We start from the raw sequence: 19,618 nt of genomic DNA, 5'->3' as shown, positions 1-19,618 counted from the left end.
GCAGCGATCAGCCGCCAGGAAGGCCCCGATGACGCACCCCGACCTCAGCAGCAGTTCCGTCCACCCGACGCCCAGGGCGGCCGACATCACCCTCGGCGCTGCGCGATTCCTGGACGTGGCGGCCGGGACCTGGCGCACCGCCGATATCCGACTGACCGGCGGCCGGATCGTCGAGATCACCGAGCCGGCCCCGGCGGGCGCCGCTCCTGCCGGCGAGCGCGTCGACCTGACCGGCAGGTTCGTGCTGCCCGGCTTGATCGACTGCCACGTGCACGTGCTGGCGGTCGACGCGGATCTGTCGCAACTGATGGACACCCCGACCTCGTACGTGATGTTCGGCGCCGCCCGGCTGATGAGCGACATGCTCGATCGCGGCTTCACCACGGTCCGGGACATGGCCGGCGCCGACTTCGGCATTCACCGGGCCCAGCGTGAGGGACTGCTGCGGGCGCCGAAGATCTTCTTCGCCGGCAGGGCGCTGTCCCAGACCGGCGGCCACGGCGACGCCCGCGGCCCCGGCCGCACCACCGACGTCGAGCACCGGTGCTGTCCGAGCCTGAGCCGGATCGCCGACGGCGTCGACGCGGTCCGGCTGGCCGCCCGCGACGAACTGCGCACGGGCGCCCACCACCTGAAGATCATGGTGAGCGGCGGCGTCGCCTCGCCGACCGACCGGATCGATTCCACCCAGTACTCTCTCGACGAGATTCGGGCCGTGGTCGAGGAGGCCGAGGCGGCCAACCGGTACGTGGCGGCCCATGCGTACACCCCGCGAGCCATCCAGCGGGCGCTGGCCTGCGGGGTTCGCACCATCGAGCACGGCAACCTGATCGACGAGGAGACCGTGGCACTCGTCAAGCGACACAACGCCTTCGTCACGATGAACCTGGTGACCTACCGGGCACTGGCCGACGAGGGCGCCGGTCTGGGGCTGCCGGCGGAGTCGGTGGCGAAGGTCGGCGCGGTACTCGACGGCGGGATCAGCGCGCTGCGGTTGCTGCACGCCGCCGGCCTCAATCCCGCCTACGGCTCCGACCTGCTCGGCGCCATGCAGCGGCACCAGGCCGGCGAATTCGCGATTCGCGCCGAGCACCAGCCGACGCTCGAGGTGATCCGGGCGGCGACCACCGTCGCGGCGACGGTGCTGCAGCGGGAAGGCGAACTGGGACAGATCATTCCTGGGGCGGCCGCCGATCTGGTCGTGCTGGACGAAGACCCGCTGCAGGACATCTCGGTGTTGGCCGAGTCCCGGCTGCGGGCCGTCGTGCAGGACGGTGTGGTGGTCGCCGGCCGGCTCGGCTGACGCGGCATGGCGGGCGGCTCACCCCAGGCGGGTGAGCGCCGGCACCGCACCGCGGCCCACTATGTATCCATGGCAGACACCGCACCCATCCCCACCGGCGATCCGGCGACCGGCGCTGCGGCCGAACCCGCCGCTGCCGCGTCCTCAGGTGCCTCGCCGCGACACCGCGGCCGGCGGATCACCTCCTGGGTGTTGGTGGTGCTCATCTTCGGGCTCACCCCGCTCACCCTTGCCACCGGCTGGACCCGGCTGATTCTGTCGAACGAACAGGCCTACGTGGCCGCGACCGCACCGCTGGCCAACGAGGCCGAGGTACAGGCGGCCATCGAGGACCGGGTGACCCAGGCGGTGATGACCAAGGTCGAATCCCTCGATCTGGATCAGCAGCTGATCGACTGGCTCAACAGCTTCGAGCGGATGCCGGACAAAGTGCTGACCGCCGCCCAGGCCCTGGCGTCGTCGTTGAATCAAGGCCTGGAGAGCATCGTCCGCAACGCGGTGACCTCGGTGCTCACCTCATCGCAGTTCCAGAACATCTGGGACCGGCTGCAGACGGCAACGCACCAACAGTTCACCGCCATCATGGACGGGACCAGCGTTCTGCTCACCGAGGAGGGCGGTCTTGCGCTGCAGCTGCAACCGGTGGTCGCGGCGGTCCGCCAGCAGCTGGTCGACAACGGCCACGCCTGGGCTGCCAACATTCCGGACACCGACCTGCGCTACGACCTGGTCGACGCCACCCAGACGAACGCCCTGCGAGGGTACTACAAGCTGGCCACCAGCGCGTTCTGGGTGATCTTCGCTGTGTGGATCGTGGTCGCGATCGGCGCGGTGCTGCTGGCGGTCGACCGGCTGGCAGCCGTCGTCCGGGTGGCGGTGGCGACCATCCTGGGATCGCTGCTGCTCGCGGTCGGATTGCGGATCGTGGAGAACAAGCTGACCGCCACCGGCACCGATCTCGCCCACCCCGGCGCGATCAGTGCGATCTTCAATGACGTGCTGCGCGGGCTCCGCGACGGGCTGCGGATCGTGGTTGCGGTGGCGTTCGTGGTCGCCGTCCTCGCCTGGGTGTTCTCCAGCGGTCGGACCGCGGTGGCGGTGCGCCGCTTCGCCGGCAAGCTCTGGGGACCCGCGGCCGACGAGCATGCGGTGCTGATTCGACGGATCGCCGCATGGGCGGTCACCGGGATCGTCGGGATCATCCTGCTGTTCGCCGACCTGGGTACGGGTTGGACCATTGTGCTGGGGGCCGTCCTGCTGGCGGCCGTGGTGCTGGCCCTGCTCCCCGGTGGTGACGGGACCCTTCGGCCGACGGACGGCACAGCGGTCGCGTCATCCCCGTCATCCCCCTGACGCAACCCCGACGTCAGGTCACCCGAACGACCCACCGGCGCATGCCGAGCACCAGCACGAATACCGGAACCGTCAGCATGGCTGCCACCAGGTTGAGACCGCCGAAGCCCCAGGCGGTTTGCAATGGTCCGGAGACCCCTGCGGCAATCGCCGCGAACACGTTCATCAGCATGTCCGAGGTGCCCTGCACCGAGGTCCTGATCTGCTCCGGCACCGACTCGACCAGCAGCGCGGATCCGGCGACCAGCGAGCACGACCAGCCCAGCCCGAGCAGCAGCAGGCCGGCCGTCACCAGCACGGTCGAGGAGTTGGACAGGCCGGCCAGTACCGCGGCTGCAAGGAACAGCAGCTGCCCGAGCACGATCGTCTGGACCCGTCCCCAGACGTCGGCGAGTCGGCCGACCAGTGGCGAGAAGGCGTACATGCCGAGCACATGCACGCTGATCGTCATCCCGACCAGCTCCAACGATGCACCGTGGTGAGTCATGTGCACCGGCGTCATGGTCATCACCGCGGCCATCACGGTCTGCCCCAGGACAACGGTGACCAGTGCGAACCGCGCGACCGGTGACGACCGGACGGCCGACAGCGCCGCAGCGACGTTGCGTTTCGGTGGGCTGGTTCCTGGCGGGTGCACCACCGCGGGCGTGCGGCGTCGGGCCAGCAGCAACGGATCCGGACGCAGGAACGACATCAGCAGCGCGGCCAGGGCAAGTACCACCGCGGAGATGACGAACGCGCCGGCCAGCTCCGGCAGGTTCAGCCACTCGGCCACCGCCGCGCCGGGGCCGGACAGGTTCGGCCCGAGTACCGCCCCGATGGTGGTGGACCAGACGACCAGTGACAGCGTCCCGGCGCGCCGGGCGGGCAGCGCGACATCCGTTGCGGCATATCGCGACTGGAGATTCGTGGCGGTGCCGGAACCGAACATCAGCATGCCGAGGACCAGGATGACGACGCTGTCGAGCGCGGCCGAGACCACCAGCGCCAGGCCACCGACCGCGGCGATCGCCCAGCCGAGGCCGAGCGAAGTGCGACGGCCCCGGCGACCGGCCAGGGTGGCCAGCGGGATCGCCACCACCGCGGCGCCCAGGGTGGCTGCGGTCCTGGCCAACCCGGCCATCGACTCCGAGGACGTGACCGATTCCGCGAGCAGGGCGCCGAGCGAGGCACCGGCGCCGATCCCGATACCGCCGACGATCTGGGCGGACGCCAGCAGCCGCACTGTGCGGCGCTGCACCGCGACGACGGCCGGTTCGGCCTGCCAGACAGCTTGGTCGTTCACTGCTCGCCGCTCTCCCGTCCGCTCACCCGATGATGGCCTGCTGCACAGCTCATCAGATCATCGGTGGCGGCATTCACCCGGCGCGGGTACTGCAGCCACACCGTCCGGCGTCGACTAGTGCCGCTGACCCTCCAATCGCCGGGACAATACGGTGAGCGGGAAGCACACCACGAAGAAGATCAGCAGCACCGCCCCGAGAATCGGCACCGCGTGCGTGCTGCCACCGCTGAGCGTCAGCCGCTCGATCGACCGTTGCGATGCCTCCAGCAGATCCAGCAGACCGATGATCGCCGCCAGCGATGTCTGCTGGATCATGTTGACCACCAACCCGACCAACGGCGGAAGCGCCCGGCGGGTCGCCTGCGGCAAGATCACGTAGCGCATCCGGCTGTGCCAGGGAAAGCCAAGCGCCGCGGACGCTTCCTGCTGTCCCTGCGGAACCGACTGCACGGCACCACGGACCACCTCGGCCACGTTGGCGCTGCCCCAGAGGCTCAGGCCGACCGTCGCCGCGACGAAGGTGTCCACCTCGATGTGGATGATCGGCAGCACGAAGAAGACGAAGAACAGGATGATGATGATGGGCAGTCCGCGCCACACCTCGACATAGATGCGCAGCAGGCCGCGCAATAGTCTGTTCGGGAACACCAGCAGCGTCCCAATGACCGTTCCGAGCAACAGGCTGATGACGTTGCTCAGCAGGGCGAGCAGCAGTGTCGTCCACAGGCCCTGTGCCATATATGACGCAACGGGTCCGACCCAGGCCGGCATGTCAGAACCCTCCCGGTATCGCGAAGCGGCGCTCGATAAGCCGGGCACCGAGCGACATCAACCAGACCAGTGCCAGGTAGACGGCACCGATGGCGATGAACAGCTCGAAGACCCGGAAGCTCACGGCAACGAGGTTCACGGTGGTCTCGGTCAGTTCCGGGTAGCTGATCGCGATCATGAACGACGAGTTCTTGAACACCGAAATCAGGGTGTTGGTCACCGACGGCAGCGCGGCCCGCCAACCCAGCGGAAGATTGACCAGGCGGAAGGTCGCCAGCCGGGGGAATCCGAGCGCGCGGCCGCCCTCGACGTAGGCCGGGTCGACGGACTGGAATCCCGCCCGGAAGTTCTCCACGTTGTACGCGCCGCCCCACAGCACCAACGACAGCCAGCCGACGGTGAACCCGCTCAGGCTGATGCCGATGTCCGGCAGGGCGAAGTACAGGAAGAAGATCTGTACCAGCAGTGGAGTGTTGCGGAAGATCTCGACGTAGAGCCAGATCAGGGTCCGCAGCACCGGAATCCGCAGGGCGGCGGCGCCGCCGAGCAGAACTCCCACCACCACACTGCCGGCCATCCCGATCGCGCTGATCGCCAGGGTCCGCAGCAGTCCGTCCCAGAGCTCGCTCAGATGATCGCCGAGAACGCCCCAGTGGAACTGATATCCGCCGTCGGCGAGAAAGCCGGGGCCGAGAGCGCTGTTGGCGGGCACTGGTTCGGTGAGCACCGGTCAGCTGCCTCTCAACACTTGAACACGTCGCCCTCGGGATAGCTCAGCGAGTTGGCCGGCCGCGGCACGAACTTCTCGAACTGCTGCTGCACCGCGCTGTCCGGGACGGCCTTCTGGAAGTCCGCCCAGAAAACGTCATCTGCCTGCATCTTCTGCAAGGCGGCGTTCGTCCAGTCCAACATTGCCTTGTCTGCCTTGCGAACCCCCATCCCCCACGGACTGTCGGCCTTCGCATCGCCGACCACCGCAAGATCGGTGTTCTTGGCGGCGAGGTCGACCAGCAGCGTGTCGTCCTGGGCGAAGGCAACGCCGCGGTTCTGCTTCAAGGCCGTCAGCGCCTCACTGGTCTGGTCGAACAGCTGCTGATGGACGTCCCTCATGCACTGGGTCAGCCAGATGCTGGCGGTCGTGCCCTTGATCGAGATCACCGTCTGGCCGGCCAGCGCCGCGAACGAGGTGACGGCGGAGTCCTTGGGCACCAACAACTTCACCCCGCTGTCGAAGTACGGGGTGGTGAAGTCGATGGTCTGGGCCCGCTCTGGGGTGTAGTTCATGGTCGCGATGATCAGGTCGATCTTGTTCGTGGTCAGGAACGGCACCCGGTTGGTGCCGGTGACACAGGTCAGCTCGAGGGCATCCGGGCTCCCGAACGCGTACTGGGCCATCTGGTGGGCGAGGTCGATCTCGAACCCGGCGTTCTTGCCCGACTCGTCGATGTAGCCGAACGGCGGATAGTCGCACTTCACCCCGATCGCCAGCTTGCCCTTGCCCTGCACCTCGGCCGGCAGCGGAACGTCCAGACCTGTTGTCCCAGCCGCGGTCCCATCGGAACCGCTGGCGCCACCACCCGACGCCTCGATACTGCTGCCGGCCTGTGCCGGCGTACTGCCGGCACCGTCGCCGTTGTCCGTCGAGCCGCCGCATCCGGTCGCGGCCACGGCGAGGCCGAACAGTAGGACTCCGATTCGTAGCTTCATCTCAGGTTCCTCTCCTGGAGGTCATGGCGTTCATCGCAGTACCTTGCGCAGGAACTGGCGGGTACGGTCCTGCTCGGGGTGGTCGAGTACCTGTTTCGGGTCGCCCTGTTCGGCGATGATCCCGCCGTCGACGAACACCAGGCGATCACCCAGCTCTCGGGCAAATCCCATCTCGTGGGTCACGCACAACATCGTCATTCCCGACTCGGCCAGGTCGCGCATGACGTCGAGCACCTCGCTGACGAGTTCCGGATCGAGCGCCGAGGTCACCTCGTCGAAGAGCATCACGTGGGGATCCATCATCAGCGCCCTGGCGATGGCCACCCGCTGCTGCTGGCCGCCGGAGAGCTGCTTGGGAAACCCTTGCGCCTTGTCCCGCAGACCGACCCTGGCCAACAGCGCATGCGCCCGCTCCTCGGTGGCCGCGCGCTCCCGCTTGAGCAGCTTGCGCGGCGCCAGCGTCAGATTCTGCAGCACGCTCAAGTGCGGGAACAGGTTGAACTGCTGGAAGACCATCCCGATCCGACGCCGGATCAGGTTGAGGTCAACACCTTTCGCGGTCAGATCGGTGCCCTCCAGCAGTACCTGACCGGCCGTCACCGACTCCAGCAGATTGACGCAGCGGAGCAAGGTGGACTTCCCGCCGCCGGACGGCCCGATGATGGCGACCACCTCGCCGCGAGCGATTCGCAGGTCGATGCCTTTGAGCACTTCATGATCGCCGAAGCTCTTGTGCACACCGCGCAGTTCGACCATCGGCTCCGGCGCCGCTCCGGCGGTGGGCGACGCGCCGCCGGTCACCCCGGCACCTCCGTCGTCCCCCAGCGGGTCCGGCCGCCGGGCGCCGGCTCGGTGGCCGACGGCGGCAGTCGCTCGTCCTGGCGCAGTCGAAGCGGCTCGGCCACGACGGCCGCTGATTCGTACTTCAGAGCGCTACCGGTGTTCAGCACCAGTACCTCCTCATCGCCGGCCAACCAGCCCTGCTCCCGCAACCGGAGCACCGCGACCAGCGTCGCCGCGCCCTCCGGACACATCAGCACTCCGTCGACAGCCGCGCAGCGGGCCTGCTCGGCGGCGATCTGCGCATCGGGCACGGCGATCGCGGTACCACCGCTCTCCCGCAGGGCTCGCAGGATGAGGAAGTCACCCAGCGCGCTGCCGACGTTGATGCCGAACGCTATGGTGTGCGCCTGTTCCGGCGGCCACGGCTCAGCCGTTTCGGCGCCGGATTCGAAGGCCTTGACGATCGGTGCGCAGCCCTGGGCCTGCACCGCCACCAGCCGGGGCATCTTGCCGGTGATCCAGCCGAGGGCGAGTAGTTCGCCGATCGCCTTGTGGATCCCGATCAGGCCGACGCCACCTCCGGTGGGATAGACGATCACCTCCGGCACCCGCCAGCCCAACTGTTCGACCAGCTCAAGGCCCATCGTCTTCTTGCCCTCGATGCGGTAGGGCTCCTTCAGGGTGGAGACATCGAACCAGCCCTTGTCGACCGCCTGTCGCACCATCCGGCCGGCATCGGCGATCCGGCCGTCCACCGTGAACAGCCTCGCCCCGGCTAGCGCGCACTCCATCCTGGTCAGCTTCGGCGCGTCCTCGGGCATCACCACCAGGCATTCGATCCGGGCGCGTGCCGCGTAGGTTGCCCAGGCGGCTCCGGCATTGCCGTTGGTGGGCAGCGCAATTCGATCAATGCCGAGCTCCCGCGCCTTGGAGACGCCGACCGCGGCACCGCGGGCCTTGAAGCTGCCCGTCGGCAGCGCCGACTCGTCCTTGGTGATCAGCCCGGGCAGTCCGATCCTCCGACCGTATTCCGGCAGCGCGAGGATCGGGGTCATCGTCTCGCCGAGGCCCACCACGTTGGCGGGATCCAGGACGGGCAGCAGTTCGCGGTAACGCCAGAGGTCGGGCGGACGGCGGGCAAGGTCCGACCGGGACGCACCGGCGGCCACCTGCTCGAGGTCGTAACGGACGAGCAGCGGCGACCCGCAGGTGCACAGGTTCTGCGGCACCGATGGGTCGTACCTGGTGGCACATCGGGCGCATTCCAGATGGCTCAGTGCACTGGTCCATTGTTGTTGTGCTGCTTGCACGCCGACGTCCGTTCTGTTGAATTGAGGTTTCCGACGGTCCGCGGTACCGGCGCAGCGTCGGGCTGCGCCGGTACCTGGGTCGAACCATCTCCGTCAGCGAGTCAGACGACGGTGTTCAGGTTCGAGAACTGAGTAGCCGTCAGCTCCGTCGCCGGCCCGTTGTACATCGCGTTGAAGATCATCCGCTCCTCGGAACGGTTCCAGGTCCGGAAGGCGATCTCGCTGCCGAAGGTCAGCACCGTGCCCTTGCCGACCGTCCACGAGACTCCGTTGATGGCACCGTTCAACGCCTCACCGCCGATCAGCCAGCCGCTCTGCAACTGTTCGCCGCTGTCCGGATACTTGGCCACCACCTGATGCGGATACTTGGCCGCGTCGGTGATCTCGAACGCGTCATCCCCGTCGAACCAGACCGGGTTGTCCGGGGTCATCCCCCAGCCGGCCGGGCTGGTGGTGTCGATCTCCTGGCTGAGCAGAGATCCCGGGCAGTAGAACTCGGTGTTCTCGGTCGGCAGTACCGACGTCAACGGCAGCCCGAACAGGTCGACGGCCGTGTCGGTTCCGCTACCGAAGGCGATCAGGGTCCCACCGCCGGTGACGAAGTCGGCCAGTTTGGCGTAACCGTCCTCACCGACACCGAAGGCCCAGCTCCAGTCCGCCTTCGGATACTTCGTCGAGTCCAGACCGTTGACGATCTTCGACTTGCTGACGCCCTGCGGCATGATGATGGCGTCGAAGTGTCCGGCCAGATTGGCGAAGTGCTGCGCCTTGACGACCTGGTAGTTGACCTTGTACTGGTCGAAGGTCCACATCATCCAGCCGGACGGTGCGTTGCCGGCCGGCTTCAACATGCCGATCCGGGTCCGCGACTTCAGCCGCAGGCCTTTGACCTTCGGCACCGCCGAGATGGCCCCGACCGGAATCCCGGTCTTCGGCGCCTGGTTCTGCAGCACTGTTCGGGCAGCGCTGGTCGGTGGCACCACCCAGGTGCCCGGCGCGAAGTCACGGCCGCCGTCGCTGAACGCCGCGGCCGCCCGGAAGGTCGGAATGCCTTGCGCCTGCAAGCGGGTGACGATCCGGAACACCCCGTACGACTCCGGCCCGAGCACGTAGGCACCCCCGGCGGGCGGGGCCGGCGGCATGGTCACCGGTTCCGGCTTCACGTTCTTCAGCTTCTTGGCCGCCGCCGAGAACGAGCCGGTGACGGCGGTGGCCTGGAAGCCGAGCAGCATCGGCAGCGTCTGTGCGGTCACGTCGTAGGGACGCTGCGGCGGCCCGCCCGGGTACTCCAACAGCTGCGGATAGTCCTGTACCTCCAACAGCGTCTTGGCGAATCCCTTGTAGGGCTGCTGCATGAAGATGATGTACGAGCCCGCCGGATACGACTTTCCGTCCGCGGTGAAGGCCGAGGACGCCTGGCTGATCTCGACATTGCCGGTATGGAAGATGTTCAACGTGTCCAGCACCGCTTGCGGATCGCGTTGGCCGGCGGGAATGACGTAGGCGAAGGGTGCGGTGCTGGTGACGGCGTTGGTCGCCACCTTCCACGAGTTGTACAGCCAGTTGAAGGTGTCGTAGGCGACGGACTCGATGCCCGAGTAGAAGGCCACCGTGACGTAGTCGACGATCTGCTGCAGCGACCAGGTCGTCTTGTCGTAGGGCTGGATGAAGCTGATGTCCGTGTCCTGGCGACCGATCGGCTTGTCGCTGGTGAGCGTGTATGCGAGATTCGAGCAGCTGGCCGCTTCGGTCAGGATCCGCACCGCCCCGTGGTAGACGCAGTATTGGCGGGACGGGGTCCAGTAGTCGTAGGTGGAACCCCACCCACCGCCCTTCATGCCGGCAGCCGTCATCCCGCGTTGCATGGCAAGGCCGACGGTATCGGTGCTCTGCACCAGGATCGGATCGATGTTGATGTCGTAGGGCGACAGATACGGCGGCGTGAACATCCGCGGTGAACCCGATCCGGCCTGGTGCGAGTCCTGGAACACCTGCGGGTGGTACTTGTTCAGGATCGACGCGTTCAACTTGCTCTCGATCTGGGTCAGCATGAACCAGTCGCGATTGTCATCGTGCCCGTTGTAGCGGTTGTACAGGTCGGGGTAGGTACGCGCATAGGCCGTACCGGCCGTCTGGGTGAAGTAGTCGTTGACCAGCACCAGACCGTCCGGGTTCTGACACGGGTTCAGGAGAATCACCAGGTTGTCCAGCAGCCCCTCGATGTAGTCCGAATCCTCCGTGGCCAGCCGATAGGCCCAGTCGATGGTCGCCTGGGAGTTCCCGACCTCGGTGGAGTGGATGCCTGCTTGCACGTAGTAGAACGGGACACTTTCAGCGGCAATGGCTTTCGCCTCGGTCGGCGACAGACCGCGGGGATCGGCCAGCTTGGAGTTCAGCTCAACCAGGTTGTCCAGGTTTGCCAGGTTCTTCTTCGAGCTGATGGTCAGCAGGATGTATGGGTGGCCGTTGGTCGTATCACCGACCTTCTCGAACGTCACCCGGTTGCTGCGCTCGGCGATCATCTCGAAGTACGGGACCATCCGGTCCCAGGTCGCCAGCTTGCCTTCCGAGCCGATCTTGAACCCGAAGTACTGCTCCGGTGTCGGGATGGACTTCTTTGCCGCCGACACCCTGACCGCCGGGCGCACCGGCCCGGCCAGATCCAGTGGGGGAGCCGCTGCCGCCGCCGGTTCGGCTGTTGCCACTGCGCCCACCGCCAGCGCTGCCGATGCCAGCGCGCTACTGCGCAACAGGGTCCTTCGGGACAGTCCGATGCCTTCACTGTTGTTCATTTAACGACTCCGCCTTCCGCGGTCGTTCGCCACGGCTGCAGACCGCCGCCCGACCGCAAGGTCTGGCGGACGTTCTGCAACCTCTTGCTGGGTTCCGTCAATTCGGTTCGGAGAAGCTCTGCGTCCCGATCCAGTTGCTCGATGGCGCAGACAGGTACGTCGCCGGTGCTGATCGGTCGGTGGGACACCCGGGGCCGGTCGCACGGAGGGGCGGCGCGCATCGTGCGGAGACGGAGATGGCCTGCCCACGGCCAACCATGGCCCTCGTACGTAGCCGTTAGGTAACCACCACCCACTGTTGGATGCAATACTTCATTTCAAATTAAAAGTTAGATCTGAGCTGGATCAGAGGTAAGCCGCGCCGGCCCGCGCTGGCCCGTTCGCGCCGACCGACGGTGAACCTCACGCCCCCGTGGGACGTAAAGTGCACAGGTGATGCGCCGAATGGGCAACTTCTGGATGCATGGTCGGATGTGAGTGCACCGGGAGATCACTCTTCGTCAACCATCGATCGGTGAGGAGGGTCGGATGACGGTGCCGCGTCAGACGCTCGTGCAGGCCGCGTACGAAAGTGTCCGGGCCGCGATCCTGGACGGCACGCTGGCGCCGGGCTCACGAGTGACGGTCCGGCCGCTGGCCGAACAACTCGGGCTCAGCCCGACGCCCTTGCAGGGTGCACTGGCGGCGTTGGAGCGCGAAGGCTTCCTGATCACCATCCCGCACCGCGGGTATTTCGTCCCCGAGGTCGGCGTCAACGACCTGCTCGAGTTGTACGAACTGCGCGAGGCAGTCGACGGGATCGCCGGCCGGCGGGCCGCTGCGGCGTCCGGACATGCGTCGATCGCGGACGACCTTGACATGTTGCTGGCCGAGCAGCGGACGGCCGTCGAGGCCGGCGATCTGGTCTCCTACGGCGACCTCGACCTGCTGTTCCACCGACGGATCTGGGAGGGCTCGAACAACGCGCGACTGTTACCGATCGCCGAAAACCTGATTGCCCAGGTGCGGCTCGGGAACAGGCTGTCGGCGCAGGCGCCCGGCCGATTGCCCGCGGCGCTGACGGAACATGAGGCGATCGCCAACGCCATTCGCAATGGCGACGCCGGAGCGGCCGAGCGGCTGGTCCGACGCCACGTGAAGCACGCCAGCAAGGCATTGCGTCGATACCTCGAGTTGCATCGGGGCGATTCGAACGACGGCAGCCTGAGCCACGCACTGCAGGCGACTGGCAGGGCGGAGACCTAGCTCCGTCCCTCATGTCTGACGGCGGCGCCGGATCGAGCTCCTCCGGTGTTCACCGCACTGCGCCCATGAGGGTGCCGACCGGGTCGTGCCGATTCATCCTTTCGAGGACGGTGACGGTCGGCGACCGATGCTACAGTCTGCTATCAGCAGAATGGGTGAGTATCTCCGCGCTCCGACAATATGCCACTTCGTAACGTAAGCCCCTCTGCTCCTCCCGTCGATCGTCCCTCGGCTTTCGCCGATCGGCCCTACCACCCTGTTGGAGCTGGAATGAAGTTGAACGTCATCCATCGCAGCGTGCTGGCGCTGGCTGTCACGACCGCGCTCACGGTAGGCGGTACCACCATCGCCCAGGCAGCCGATCCCGGAGCGCCCGCGCAAAGTGCCCTGACGATGGCACCAACGGCGACCCTCGCCGCCGTCACCAAACCGAAGGTCACCACTCAGCCTGCATCGAAGCGCGTCGCAGTCGGCAAGCAAGTGACCTTCACGGTCAAGGCCACCGGGTATGCAGTGAAATATCGTTGGCAGCAACAGCTTCCCGGCAAGTCGTGGACGTACGTCGCCGGCGCGACGAAGAGCTATCACAACGTGACGGCCAGCGCGGCGCGCAACGGCTCCAGCTATCGAGTCGTGCTGAACAACGTCGCCGGCCAGACTGTCTCGGCGGCGGCGAAGCTGACCGTCGTCATCCCCAAGCCGGTCATCACCAGCCAGCCGGCGAGCAAGCGAGTCACGGCCGGTGCAGTCGCGTCATTCGCCGTCAAGGCCACCGGCTACGCCGTTACCTATCGTTGGCAGAAGCTGGTCGGAAAGACCTGGACGAACATCTCGGGCGCAGTCCATTCGACCCATAATGTCCGAGCCACCAGCGCGCAGAACGGCACCCAGTTCCGGGTCGTCGTGCGCACCGGCTCCGGTCAGGTCATCTCCAAGCCAGTCACCCTCGGCGTGCAGTCGACCCGCTCGGATCCGTACCGCGTGGGCCTGGCCACCAGTCTGAAGGGGTGGCGCGTCAATCTCGCGAGTTCGAACCCGAACGCCTGGGCCTCAGTGAAGGCTCAAGGCTTCAGCCCTGGCCCGAGCAGTGGGAACCGCTACGTGGTCGGCGAGTTCAATGTGCGCTACCTCGCGTCTGGCTCGTCGGCCGCCTGGTGGGATCTCGATGTCGAGTTCGTTGGCAGCAACGGTCGCACCTACACCGATACGGACAAGTTCTATTGGAACAACGGCATCTATTCGCTGAACGAGATGTACCGCAACGCAACCGGTTCCTTCTACTCGGTCGTGGAGGTTCCGGCCACCGCGGCGGCCGGCGGCCGGTGGAAGATCACCGACCACACCGACTGGCAGAAGCCCGTCGTGGTCTGGTACGCCGCCAATTAGCCAGTGGTTTCGCACGCGACCGGCCATCGCAGCACCAGCCCGGCGGGCAGTTCGAGATCGAACCGCCCGCCGGGCTTCTGCCGTCCGAACGATGCTCCGAGCGCGTCGGGCACCGCATCCGCCCTCAGATCCACTCCCGGCGGATGACCTCCATGCCCAGCTGGAACCGGGTCTGGGCGCCGGCTTGCACCATCAGTCGCCGGACGTGCCGCCGCACGGTGCGCAGGCTCCAGCCCAGACTGCGGGCGATCGCCTCATCGGTGGTGCCGGCCGCGAGCAGCCCGAGCAGGTCGACGTCGTCGACCGACACTGCATCGTCACTCTCGTTGTGCTGCACCCGGTTGAGCGGGCTGCCCCGGTCCCAGGCCGATTCGAACAACGCACTGACGGCGTTCAGCAGCGAAGACGGATGGATCAGGTAAGCGGCGTCGGCGGTGTACTCCGTGGTCGATGCGGGGATCAACGCGGCAATGTCGTCGCACAGCACCATCTTCATCGGGACATCGCCGACCCGGGCCAGCTCGCCGGCATGGATGCCGGCCCAGATGTCCGCCATCCGGCCGGGGATCGTCAGCGCCGACCGGTCGTACACCACCCGATAGGTGATGCCCCGGCTCGCCCGCTGATGCGTCTCTTCCTGGTTGCCCTCCACCGGATTCGTCAGATAGGGCGGTCGGTCGAAGCCGCGGACCTCACGCCGCGCCTGTTGCTGCAGCCGGCGGAACGTGCTGGCCACGTTCGCGCCGCCCTCGACGATCTCCACCAGGTCGGCCGGATGATCCCGCGATACCGTCGCCCGCCGATGTTGCTCGGCGAGATCTCGCGCGTGGCCCCGCAATTGCGATAGCCGCTGCTCCATCCCGGCGATCAGCGAGCCGGCGACCTGATCCGGCGGCGAAGCGACGAACCTGGTGGGCCGCCCCGATAACCGGGTCACCATCCCGTGATCGACCAGCTCGGTCACCGCCTTCGACACCCGGCCACGCGGCAGTCCCGTCGCCTCGGCGAGATCGCCGACGTCGCAATGTCCGCGCCGGGCCAGTGTTTCGTACACCCGCTCCTCGGTCTCCCTGATCCCGACGATGTCCCACATGCTGGTTCCGTCCTGTAGAGGTCAGCTGTCCACTTCCGGACGCACAACCGTCTTGCCCGTAGTGGTAACAAGCGGACAGTATCTCTAGTGAGCACCGCGTGTCCGTTCCCGGCCGCCCCGAACCGCGACCGCGGTGAACCTGTCGGTACCAACGAGGAGATCAGCATGAGCAGAACCCGGCGCCCGGCCATCGGAGTCGCGCTGGCCGTACTGGTCATGCTGGCCGGTCTGGTTTCCGCCGTGCCAGCAGCCGCAGCGGCGTCATCGGCAGCAGGCCTTGGCACCGTCACCGCCGAATCGCCGACCAGCCCTCAGCCGCCGGCCACCTCCACCTCGCCCGACGCCTCGACAGGTTCCGGAGCCGACGAAACACCCGGCTACGTCAAGCATTCCGATCATCCCCGGTACCAGCCCGCCGGTTGCGCCACGCTCACCGCGCAGCAACGCGCCAGCGCGATTCCGGTCGCTCGGTGCTTCGCGGTCGCCTACACTTCGCCCGCCGGCGCACGGATCGCGCAGGCCGACGGGCCGCCGACCGGTGCGCTCGGCCCGGCCGATATCCAGGATGCTTACCAGCTCCCTGCCGGCGGTGAAGGTCAGACGGTGGCGATCGTGGTGGCCGGCGGCTACGCCGCCGCCGAGGCCGATCTTGCGGTGTTCCGTTCGCACTACGGACTTCCCGCCTGCACCGTCAGCAACGGCTGCTTCCGGCAGATCGACCAGCGTGGCGGCACCGACTACCCCGCGGATGACCCCGACTGGTCGGTGGAGGCGGCACTCGATCTGGATGCGGTCTCCAGCGCCTGCCCGAAGTGCACACTCCTACTGGTGAACGGTGATTCGGCCAGCCTCGACGACCTGGCCGAGGCCGTGAACACCGCCGCCGGGCTCGGCGTGACCGTGGTTTCCAACTCCTACGGCATCGATGGCGAGACCCCGGCGCAGCTCGACTACGACCAGTACTACGACCACCCGGGTACCGCGATCGTGGTGTCCAGTGGCGATACCGGCAACGTGCAATCGTTCCCGGCCACCAGCCCGACCGTGCTCTCCGTTGGCGGTACCTCGCTGCACCGCGACGGCTCCGAGCGCGGCTGGGCAGAGTCGGTATGGGGCAGCGCCTCCGGCGGCGACGGCGCGGGCTCGGGCTGCTCGCTGTACGAGTCCCAGCCCGCCTGGCAGCAGACCGTCGACACCGGCTGCGGTCAGCGCTCGGCCACCGCCGATATCGCCGCCGACGCGGACCCGGAGACCGGTCTGGCCGTCTACAACAGCACCGGCTGGGGCGGCTGGGCACAATTCGGCGGCACCTCGCTGGCCGCGCCGCTGATGTCCGGCATGTACGCACTGGCCGGGCGTCCGACCCCGAACACCTACCCGGCGTCATACCCGTATGCGAACCCGAACGCGCTCAACGACGTCACTACCGGGGCGAACGGTCCGTGCGGGACCCTGCTGTGCCAGGCCGGGCCTGGCTGGGACGGCCCGACCGGCCTCGGTACCCCGAACGGCATCGCCGCCCTTACCCAGGGCGAAGTGGGCGAGATCGCCGGCAGCGTCACCGATTCCACGGGTGCGCCGCTGGCCGGCGTGACCGTGACGGCCGCTCCGGCGGACGGTGGCAGCTTCACGGCCACCAGCGGCACGGACGGCAGCTATCTGCTGACGGCGCCCGTCGGCAGCTACACGCTGACCGCCCGGCTGTTCGGCTACGCCGAGCGCACCACCGACGTGCAGCTGACCGTTAACGGTGCCTCCGCCGACTTCGCGTTGCCGAAGCTGGCGAGCCGCACTGTTTCCGGCACCGTCAGCGACGGGTCGGGTCATGGCTGGCCGCTGCGCGCCAGGATCACCGTGGACGCCGATCCCGGTGGCGCCGTCTACTCGGATCCGTACACCGGCCGCTACAGCATCGAGCTGCCCACCGGTGCCGCGTACACCTTGCATGCCGTCGCCGCCGACCTCCCCGGTTATCAGACCGTCGACGTACCGGCAAATCTCACCGGCACTCCGGTCAACTCGCTGCCGATTCAGGGACCACGCGGCACGAAAGCAGCCGGGGCGACCCCGGCGAGGGCCGGCGCACCGACCGCGAACCGCACCGACATCGACCTCCCGGTCGACGCGCTCAGCTGCACCACACCGGGCTACGCCTACCGCTATGCCGGGGAGTCCACCGACTTCACCGGCTGGGCCGGCCAGCCCGGCGCCGGTTGGTCGGTGACCGACGATGCCGGTACCGGAAAGGTGTGGGCCTTCGACGACCTGGGCGGCAAGGGGAACCGCACCGGCGGTAGCGGCGGGTTCGCCATCGTCGACGACTGGTACTTTCCGGCCGCGCACGACACCAGCTTGATCTCACCGGTCGCCGATCTGAGCGACATCGAGCATCCGGAGATCGGCTTCCAGACCGACTACTCGGCCTGGGGCAACTCGGTCGCACAGGTGTCGCTGAGCCTGGACCAGGGGGCCAGCTGGACTCCCGTCTGGGAGCAGAGCACCCAATCGATACAGGGACACGTCTCGATCCCGATTCCGCAGGCCGCCGGTAAAGCCGCCGTACAGGCGAGGTTCCGCTACGTCGGGCAGTACGACAATTGGTGGCAGTTGGACGATGTCTACCTCGGAAGCCGGTCCTGCGACCCGGTTCCCGGCGGACTGGTGGCCGGCACCGTGGTCGACCACAACACCGGTGAAGCCTTGGACGGCGTCACCGTGTCCAGCGGCGCACCCGCCGGTGATTTCGGCGTGAGCGCGCCGACCGCCGACGACCCGCAGCTGCCGGACGGCTTCTACTGGCTCTACAGCTCCCACACCGGCGGCACCGAGCTGAGCGCGGCGTACGGCAAGTACCGGACGGCCACCGCCGGCGTGACGGTTCCGGCGGATTCCGTGGTACGCAGTGATTTCCAGCTTCACGCGGGCCGGCTCACGGTGAGTGCCGGGTCGATCTCGATCACCGAGCGGCTGGGCGCCGCGAAGTCGAAGGTGCTCACGTTCGGCAACACCGGGACCGAACCGGTGCAGGTTGATCTGGCCGAGCGGGACCTCGGAGTGACGCCGATGATCTCGAGCACGGGCGTCGGTACCGGCACAGCAGCCGGTGCACCGACCAGCCGGCTCACGGTTCCGGTCAGCTACCGACCGTTGAGCGGGGTCGGTGTCGGGACCGAAATGCCTTCGGGCTCCCCGGGTCTGACGGCTGACGGCGTCCCGACCAGGCCGGCTGTCGGCGCTGCCGGTGACGCCTGGCAGCCGATCGCCAACTTCCCGACCCGGATCATGGACAACGCGGTCGCCGCTCTCGGCGCCACGGTGTACTCGGTCGGCGGCACGGCCGGCGCCGGCCCGGTCGCATCCGGGTACCGCTTTGACCCCGCTGCCCAGCAGTGGGCCGCGATCGCGGACCTGCCCGGCCCGCGGGAGGCCGCGCAGGGCGAGCTGATCGGCGCGAAGCTGTACGTCGCCGGCGGTTGGGACGATGCCGGCAAGAGCACCGAAACCACCTATGCCTACGACCCGGGCACGGACAGCTGGGCCGTGCTGGCCGATCTGCCGCAGCCGCTGACCGCAGGCGCCTCCGCGGTGCTCGGCGGGAAGATGTATGTGGTCGGAGGTTGCGGCGACAACTGCGACGGCGAGTCCGCCGCCGTCTACAGCTACGACCCGGCCGCCGACAGCTGGACCCGGCGCGCCGACTACCCGAAGCCCGTCGTCTTCGAATCGTGTGCCGGGGTGGTCGACCGCTTGGTCTGCGCCGGCGGCGTCGATGTCGAGTCCTCCACCGAGTACGCCGAAACCTACGTCTATGACCCGGAATCGGACGCCTGGACACAGGGTGCCGATCTTCCGGCCACCGTCGCCGGCGCCGCCGCATCGGCATCCGGCGGACGGTTGCAGATGGTGGGCGGGGTGATCGGCGGGCTGGTCAGCAACCAGGCATTCGAGTACGACCCGGCCGCCGACAGCTGGGCCGACCTGCCGAACGCGACCAACGCCCTCTACCGCGGCGGCGGTGTCTGCGGGCTGTACCGGGTCGGCGGCGCGCCACAACAATTGGATGCCACTCCGTTCGCCGAGCAGCTCCCCGGCTACGACTGCGCCGCCGCGGACGAAGTGGGCTGGCTGCAACCGGCGAACAACTCGCTCGTGGTCGCGCCCGGTCGGACCGTCAAGGTGCGGGTCACCCTGGATTCGACAGCGGTCGCGCAGCCGGGCGCCTACCGCGCCGATCTCGAGGTACAGACCGACACGCCCTACCGGCTCGACCCCATCGGGGTTGCGCTGCAGGTGAATCCGCCGGCCCGCTGGGGCAACCTGACCGGCACGGTGACCGACACCGCAGGCAAGCCGATCGGCGGCGTGACGGTCGAGGTCTGCACGATGTACACCAAGAACTCCTGCGGCCCCGTCTCCTACACCTTGACCACCGACTCCACCGGTGAGTACCGGCTGTGGCTGGACAAGGGCTACAGCCCAGTGAGTGTGATCGCCGCGAAGGACGGCTACAAGCCGCAGGTCAAGGTGGTCAAGATCCGCAAGGGTGAGACGAGCACGCAGAACTTCGCGCTGATCAAGCGGTAGCCGGTC

Annotated in this window: 13 protein-coding genes; 5 read left to right on the top strand and 8 right to left on the bottom strand. The window is 67.7% G+C overall.

Going from position 1 to position 19,618, the window contains the following annotated elements; translation table 11 throughout:
• Positions 1-28: 28 nt before the first annotated feature.
• Both K340_RS0109280 and K340_RS0109275 read left to right on the top strand, forming a co-directional pair.
• Positions 29-1,303, top strand: coding sequence for a metal-dependent hydrolase family protein (locus K340_RS0109280; protein WP_051265702.1), 1,275 nt, complete (start codon positions 29-31; stop codon positions 1,301-1,303).
• A 69-nt stretch (positions 1,304-1,372) separates the two neighbouring features.
• Positions 1,373-2,656 carry a hypothetical protein gene (locus tag K340_RS0109275; protein WP_029136521.1) on the top strand — a complete coding sequence of 428 codons (1,284 nt, stop codon included), beginning with the start codon at positions 1,373-1,375 and terminating at the stop codon, positions 2,654-2,656.
• A gap of 13 nt (positions 2,657-2,669) precedes the next feature.
• Here the strand turns inward: K340_RS0109275 and K340_RS0109270 are convergent, their stop codons facing one another.
• The 7 genes from K340_RS0109270 to K340_RS0109240 form a co-directional block, all read right to left on the bottom strand.
• A complete protein-coding gene (locus K340_RS0109270; protein WP_029136520.1) occupies positions 2,670-3,941 on the bottom strand; it encodes an MFS transporter in 1,272 nt (423 codons plus the stop codon).
• A 114-nt stretch (positions 3,942-4,055) separates the two neighbouring features.
• A complete protein-coding gene (locus tag K340_RS0109265) occupies positions 4,056-4,712 on the bottom strand; it encodes an amino acid ABC transporter permease (RefSeq protein ID WP_029136519.1) in 657 nt (218 codons plus the stop codon).
• Between the two features lies 1 nt (position 4,713).
• Positions 4,714-5,439, bottom strand: coding sequence for an amino acid ABC transporter permease (locus tag K340_RS0109260; RefSeq protein WP_051265589.1), 726 nt, complete (start codon positions 5,437-5,439; stop codon positions 4,714-4,716).
• A 14-nt stretch (positions 5,440-5,453) separates the two neighbouring features.
• Positions 5,454-6,419: a transporter substrate-binding domain-containing protein gene (locus K340_RS28645; protein WP_051265586.1), complete on the bottom strand. Its 966-nt coding sequence runs from the start codon at positions 6,417-6,419 to the stop codon at positions 5,454-5,456.
• A gap of 30 nt (positions 6,420-6,449) precedes the next feature.
• A complete protein-coding gene (locus K340_RS0109250) occupies positions 6,450-7,175 on the bottom strand; it encodes an amino acid ABC transporter ATP-binding protein (protein WP_029136517.1) in 726 nt (241 codons plus the stop codon).
• A gap of 41 nt (positions 7,176-7,216) precedes the next feature.
• Complete coding sequence (locus K340_RS28640; RefSeq protein WP_051265583.1) at positions 7,217-8,512, bottom strand: threonine synthase; 1,296 nt, start codon at positions 8,510-8,512, stop codon at positions 7,217-7,219.
• A gap of 101 nt (positions 8,513-8,613) precedes the next feature.
• The gene (locus K340_RS0109240; RefSeq protein ID WP_051265581.1) at positions 8,614-11,304 is read right to left on the bottom strand and encodes a M14 family zinc carboxypeptidase; all 2,691 of its coding nucleotides are present in this window, start codon (positions 11,302-11,304) and stop codon (positions 8,614-8,616) included.
• A gap of 528 nt (positions 11,305-11,832) precedes the next feature.
• On the opposite strand from K340_RS0109240, the gene K340_RS28630 reads away from it, so the two are divergent.
• Positions 11,833-12,549, top strand: coding sequence for a GntR family transcriptional regulator (locus K340_RS28630; protein WP_051265579.1), 717 nt, complete (start codon positions 11,833-11,835; stop codon positions 12,547-12,549).
• A gap of 297 nt (positions 12,550-12,846) precedes the next feature.
• Positions 12,847-13,935, top strand: a complete 1,089-nt coding sequence (locus K340_RS0109225; RefSeq protein ID WP_154674154.1) for an immunoglobulin domain-containing protein — start codon at positions 12,847-12,849, stop codon at positions 13,933-13,935.
• Positions 13,936-14,059: 124 nt separating this feature from the next.
• On the opposite strand, the gene K340_RS28625 is transcribed toward K340_RS0109225, so the two are convergent.
• Positions 14,060-15,028: a helix-turn-helix domain-containing protein gene (locus K340_RS28625; protein ID WP_051265577.1), complete on the bottom strand. Its 969-nt coding sequence runs from the start codon at positions 15,026-15,028 to the stop codon at positions 14,060-14,062.
• 165 nt (positions 15,029-15,193) lie between these two features.
• Here K340_RS28625 and K340_RS28620 point away from each other — a divergent pair, with 165 nt between their 5' ends.
• Entirely contained in the window at positions 15,194-19,612 is a 4,419-nt protein-coding gene (locus K340_RS28620) for a carboxypeptidase regulatory-like domain-containing protein (RefSeq protein WP_154674153.1), read from the top strand.
• Positions 19,613-19,618 lie beyond the last annotated feature (6 nt).

Source organism: Nakamurella lactea DSM 19367 (assembly GCF_000426645.1).
In the GTDB taxonomy this organism is placed as follows: domain Bacteria; phylum Actinomycetota; class Actinomycetes; order Mycobacteriales; family Nakamurellaceae; genus Nakamurella; species Nakamurella lactea.
Note: the sequence above shows the minus strand (reverse complement) of the source record. Positions and strands in the feature narration are given on the sequence as shown.

Coding starts and splice junctions, on each gene's coding strand:
- K340_RS0109280 (WP_051265702.1), top strand. CDS start 29: ATGACGCACCCCGACCTCAGCAGCAGTTCCGTCCACCCGACGCCCAGG.
- K340_RS0109275 (WP_029136521.1), top strand. CDS start 1,373: ATGGCAGACACCGCACCCATCCCCACCGGCGATCCGGCGACCGGCGCT.
- K340_RS0109265 (WP_029136519.1), bottom strand. CDS start 4,712: ATGCCGGCCTGGGTCGGACCCGTTGCGTCATATATGGCACAGGGCCTG.
- K340_RS28645 (WP_051265586.1), bottom strand. CDS start 6,419: ATGAAGCTACGAATCGGAGTCCTACTGTTCGGCCTCGCCGTGGCCGCG.
- K340_RS0109250 (WP_029136517.1), bottom strand. CDS start 7,175: ATGGTCGAACTGCGCGGTGTGCACAAGAGCTTCGGCGATCATGAAGTG.
- K340_RS0109240 (WP_051265581.1), bottom strand. CDS start 11,304: ATGAACAACAGTGAAGGCATCGGACTGTCCCGAAGGACCCTGTTGCGC.
- K340_RS28630 (WP_051265579.1), top strand. CDS start 11,833: ATGACGGTGCCGCGTCAGACGCTCGTGCAGGCCGCGTACGAAAGTGTC.
- K340_RS28625 (WP_051265577.1), bottom strand. CDS start 15,028: ATGTGGGACATCGTCGGGATCAGGGAGACCGAGGAGCGGGTGTACGAA.
- K340_RS28620 (WP_154674153.1), top strand. CDS start 15,194: ATGAGCAGAACCCGGCGCCCGGCCATCGGAGTCGCGCTGGCCGTACTG.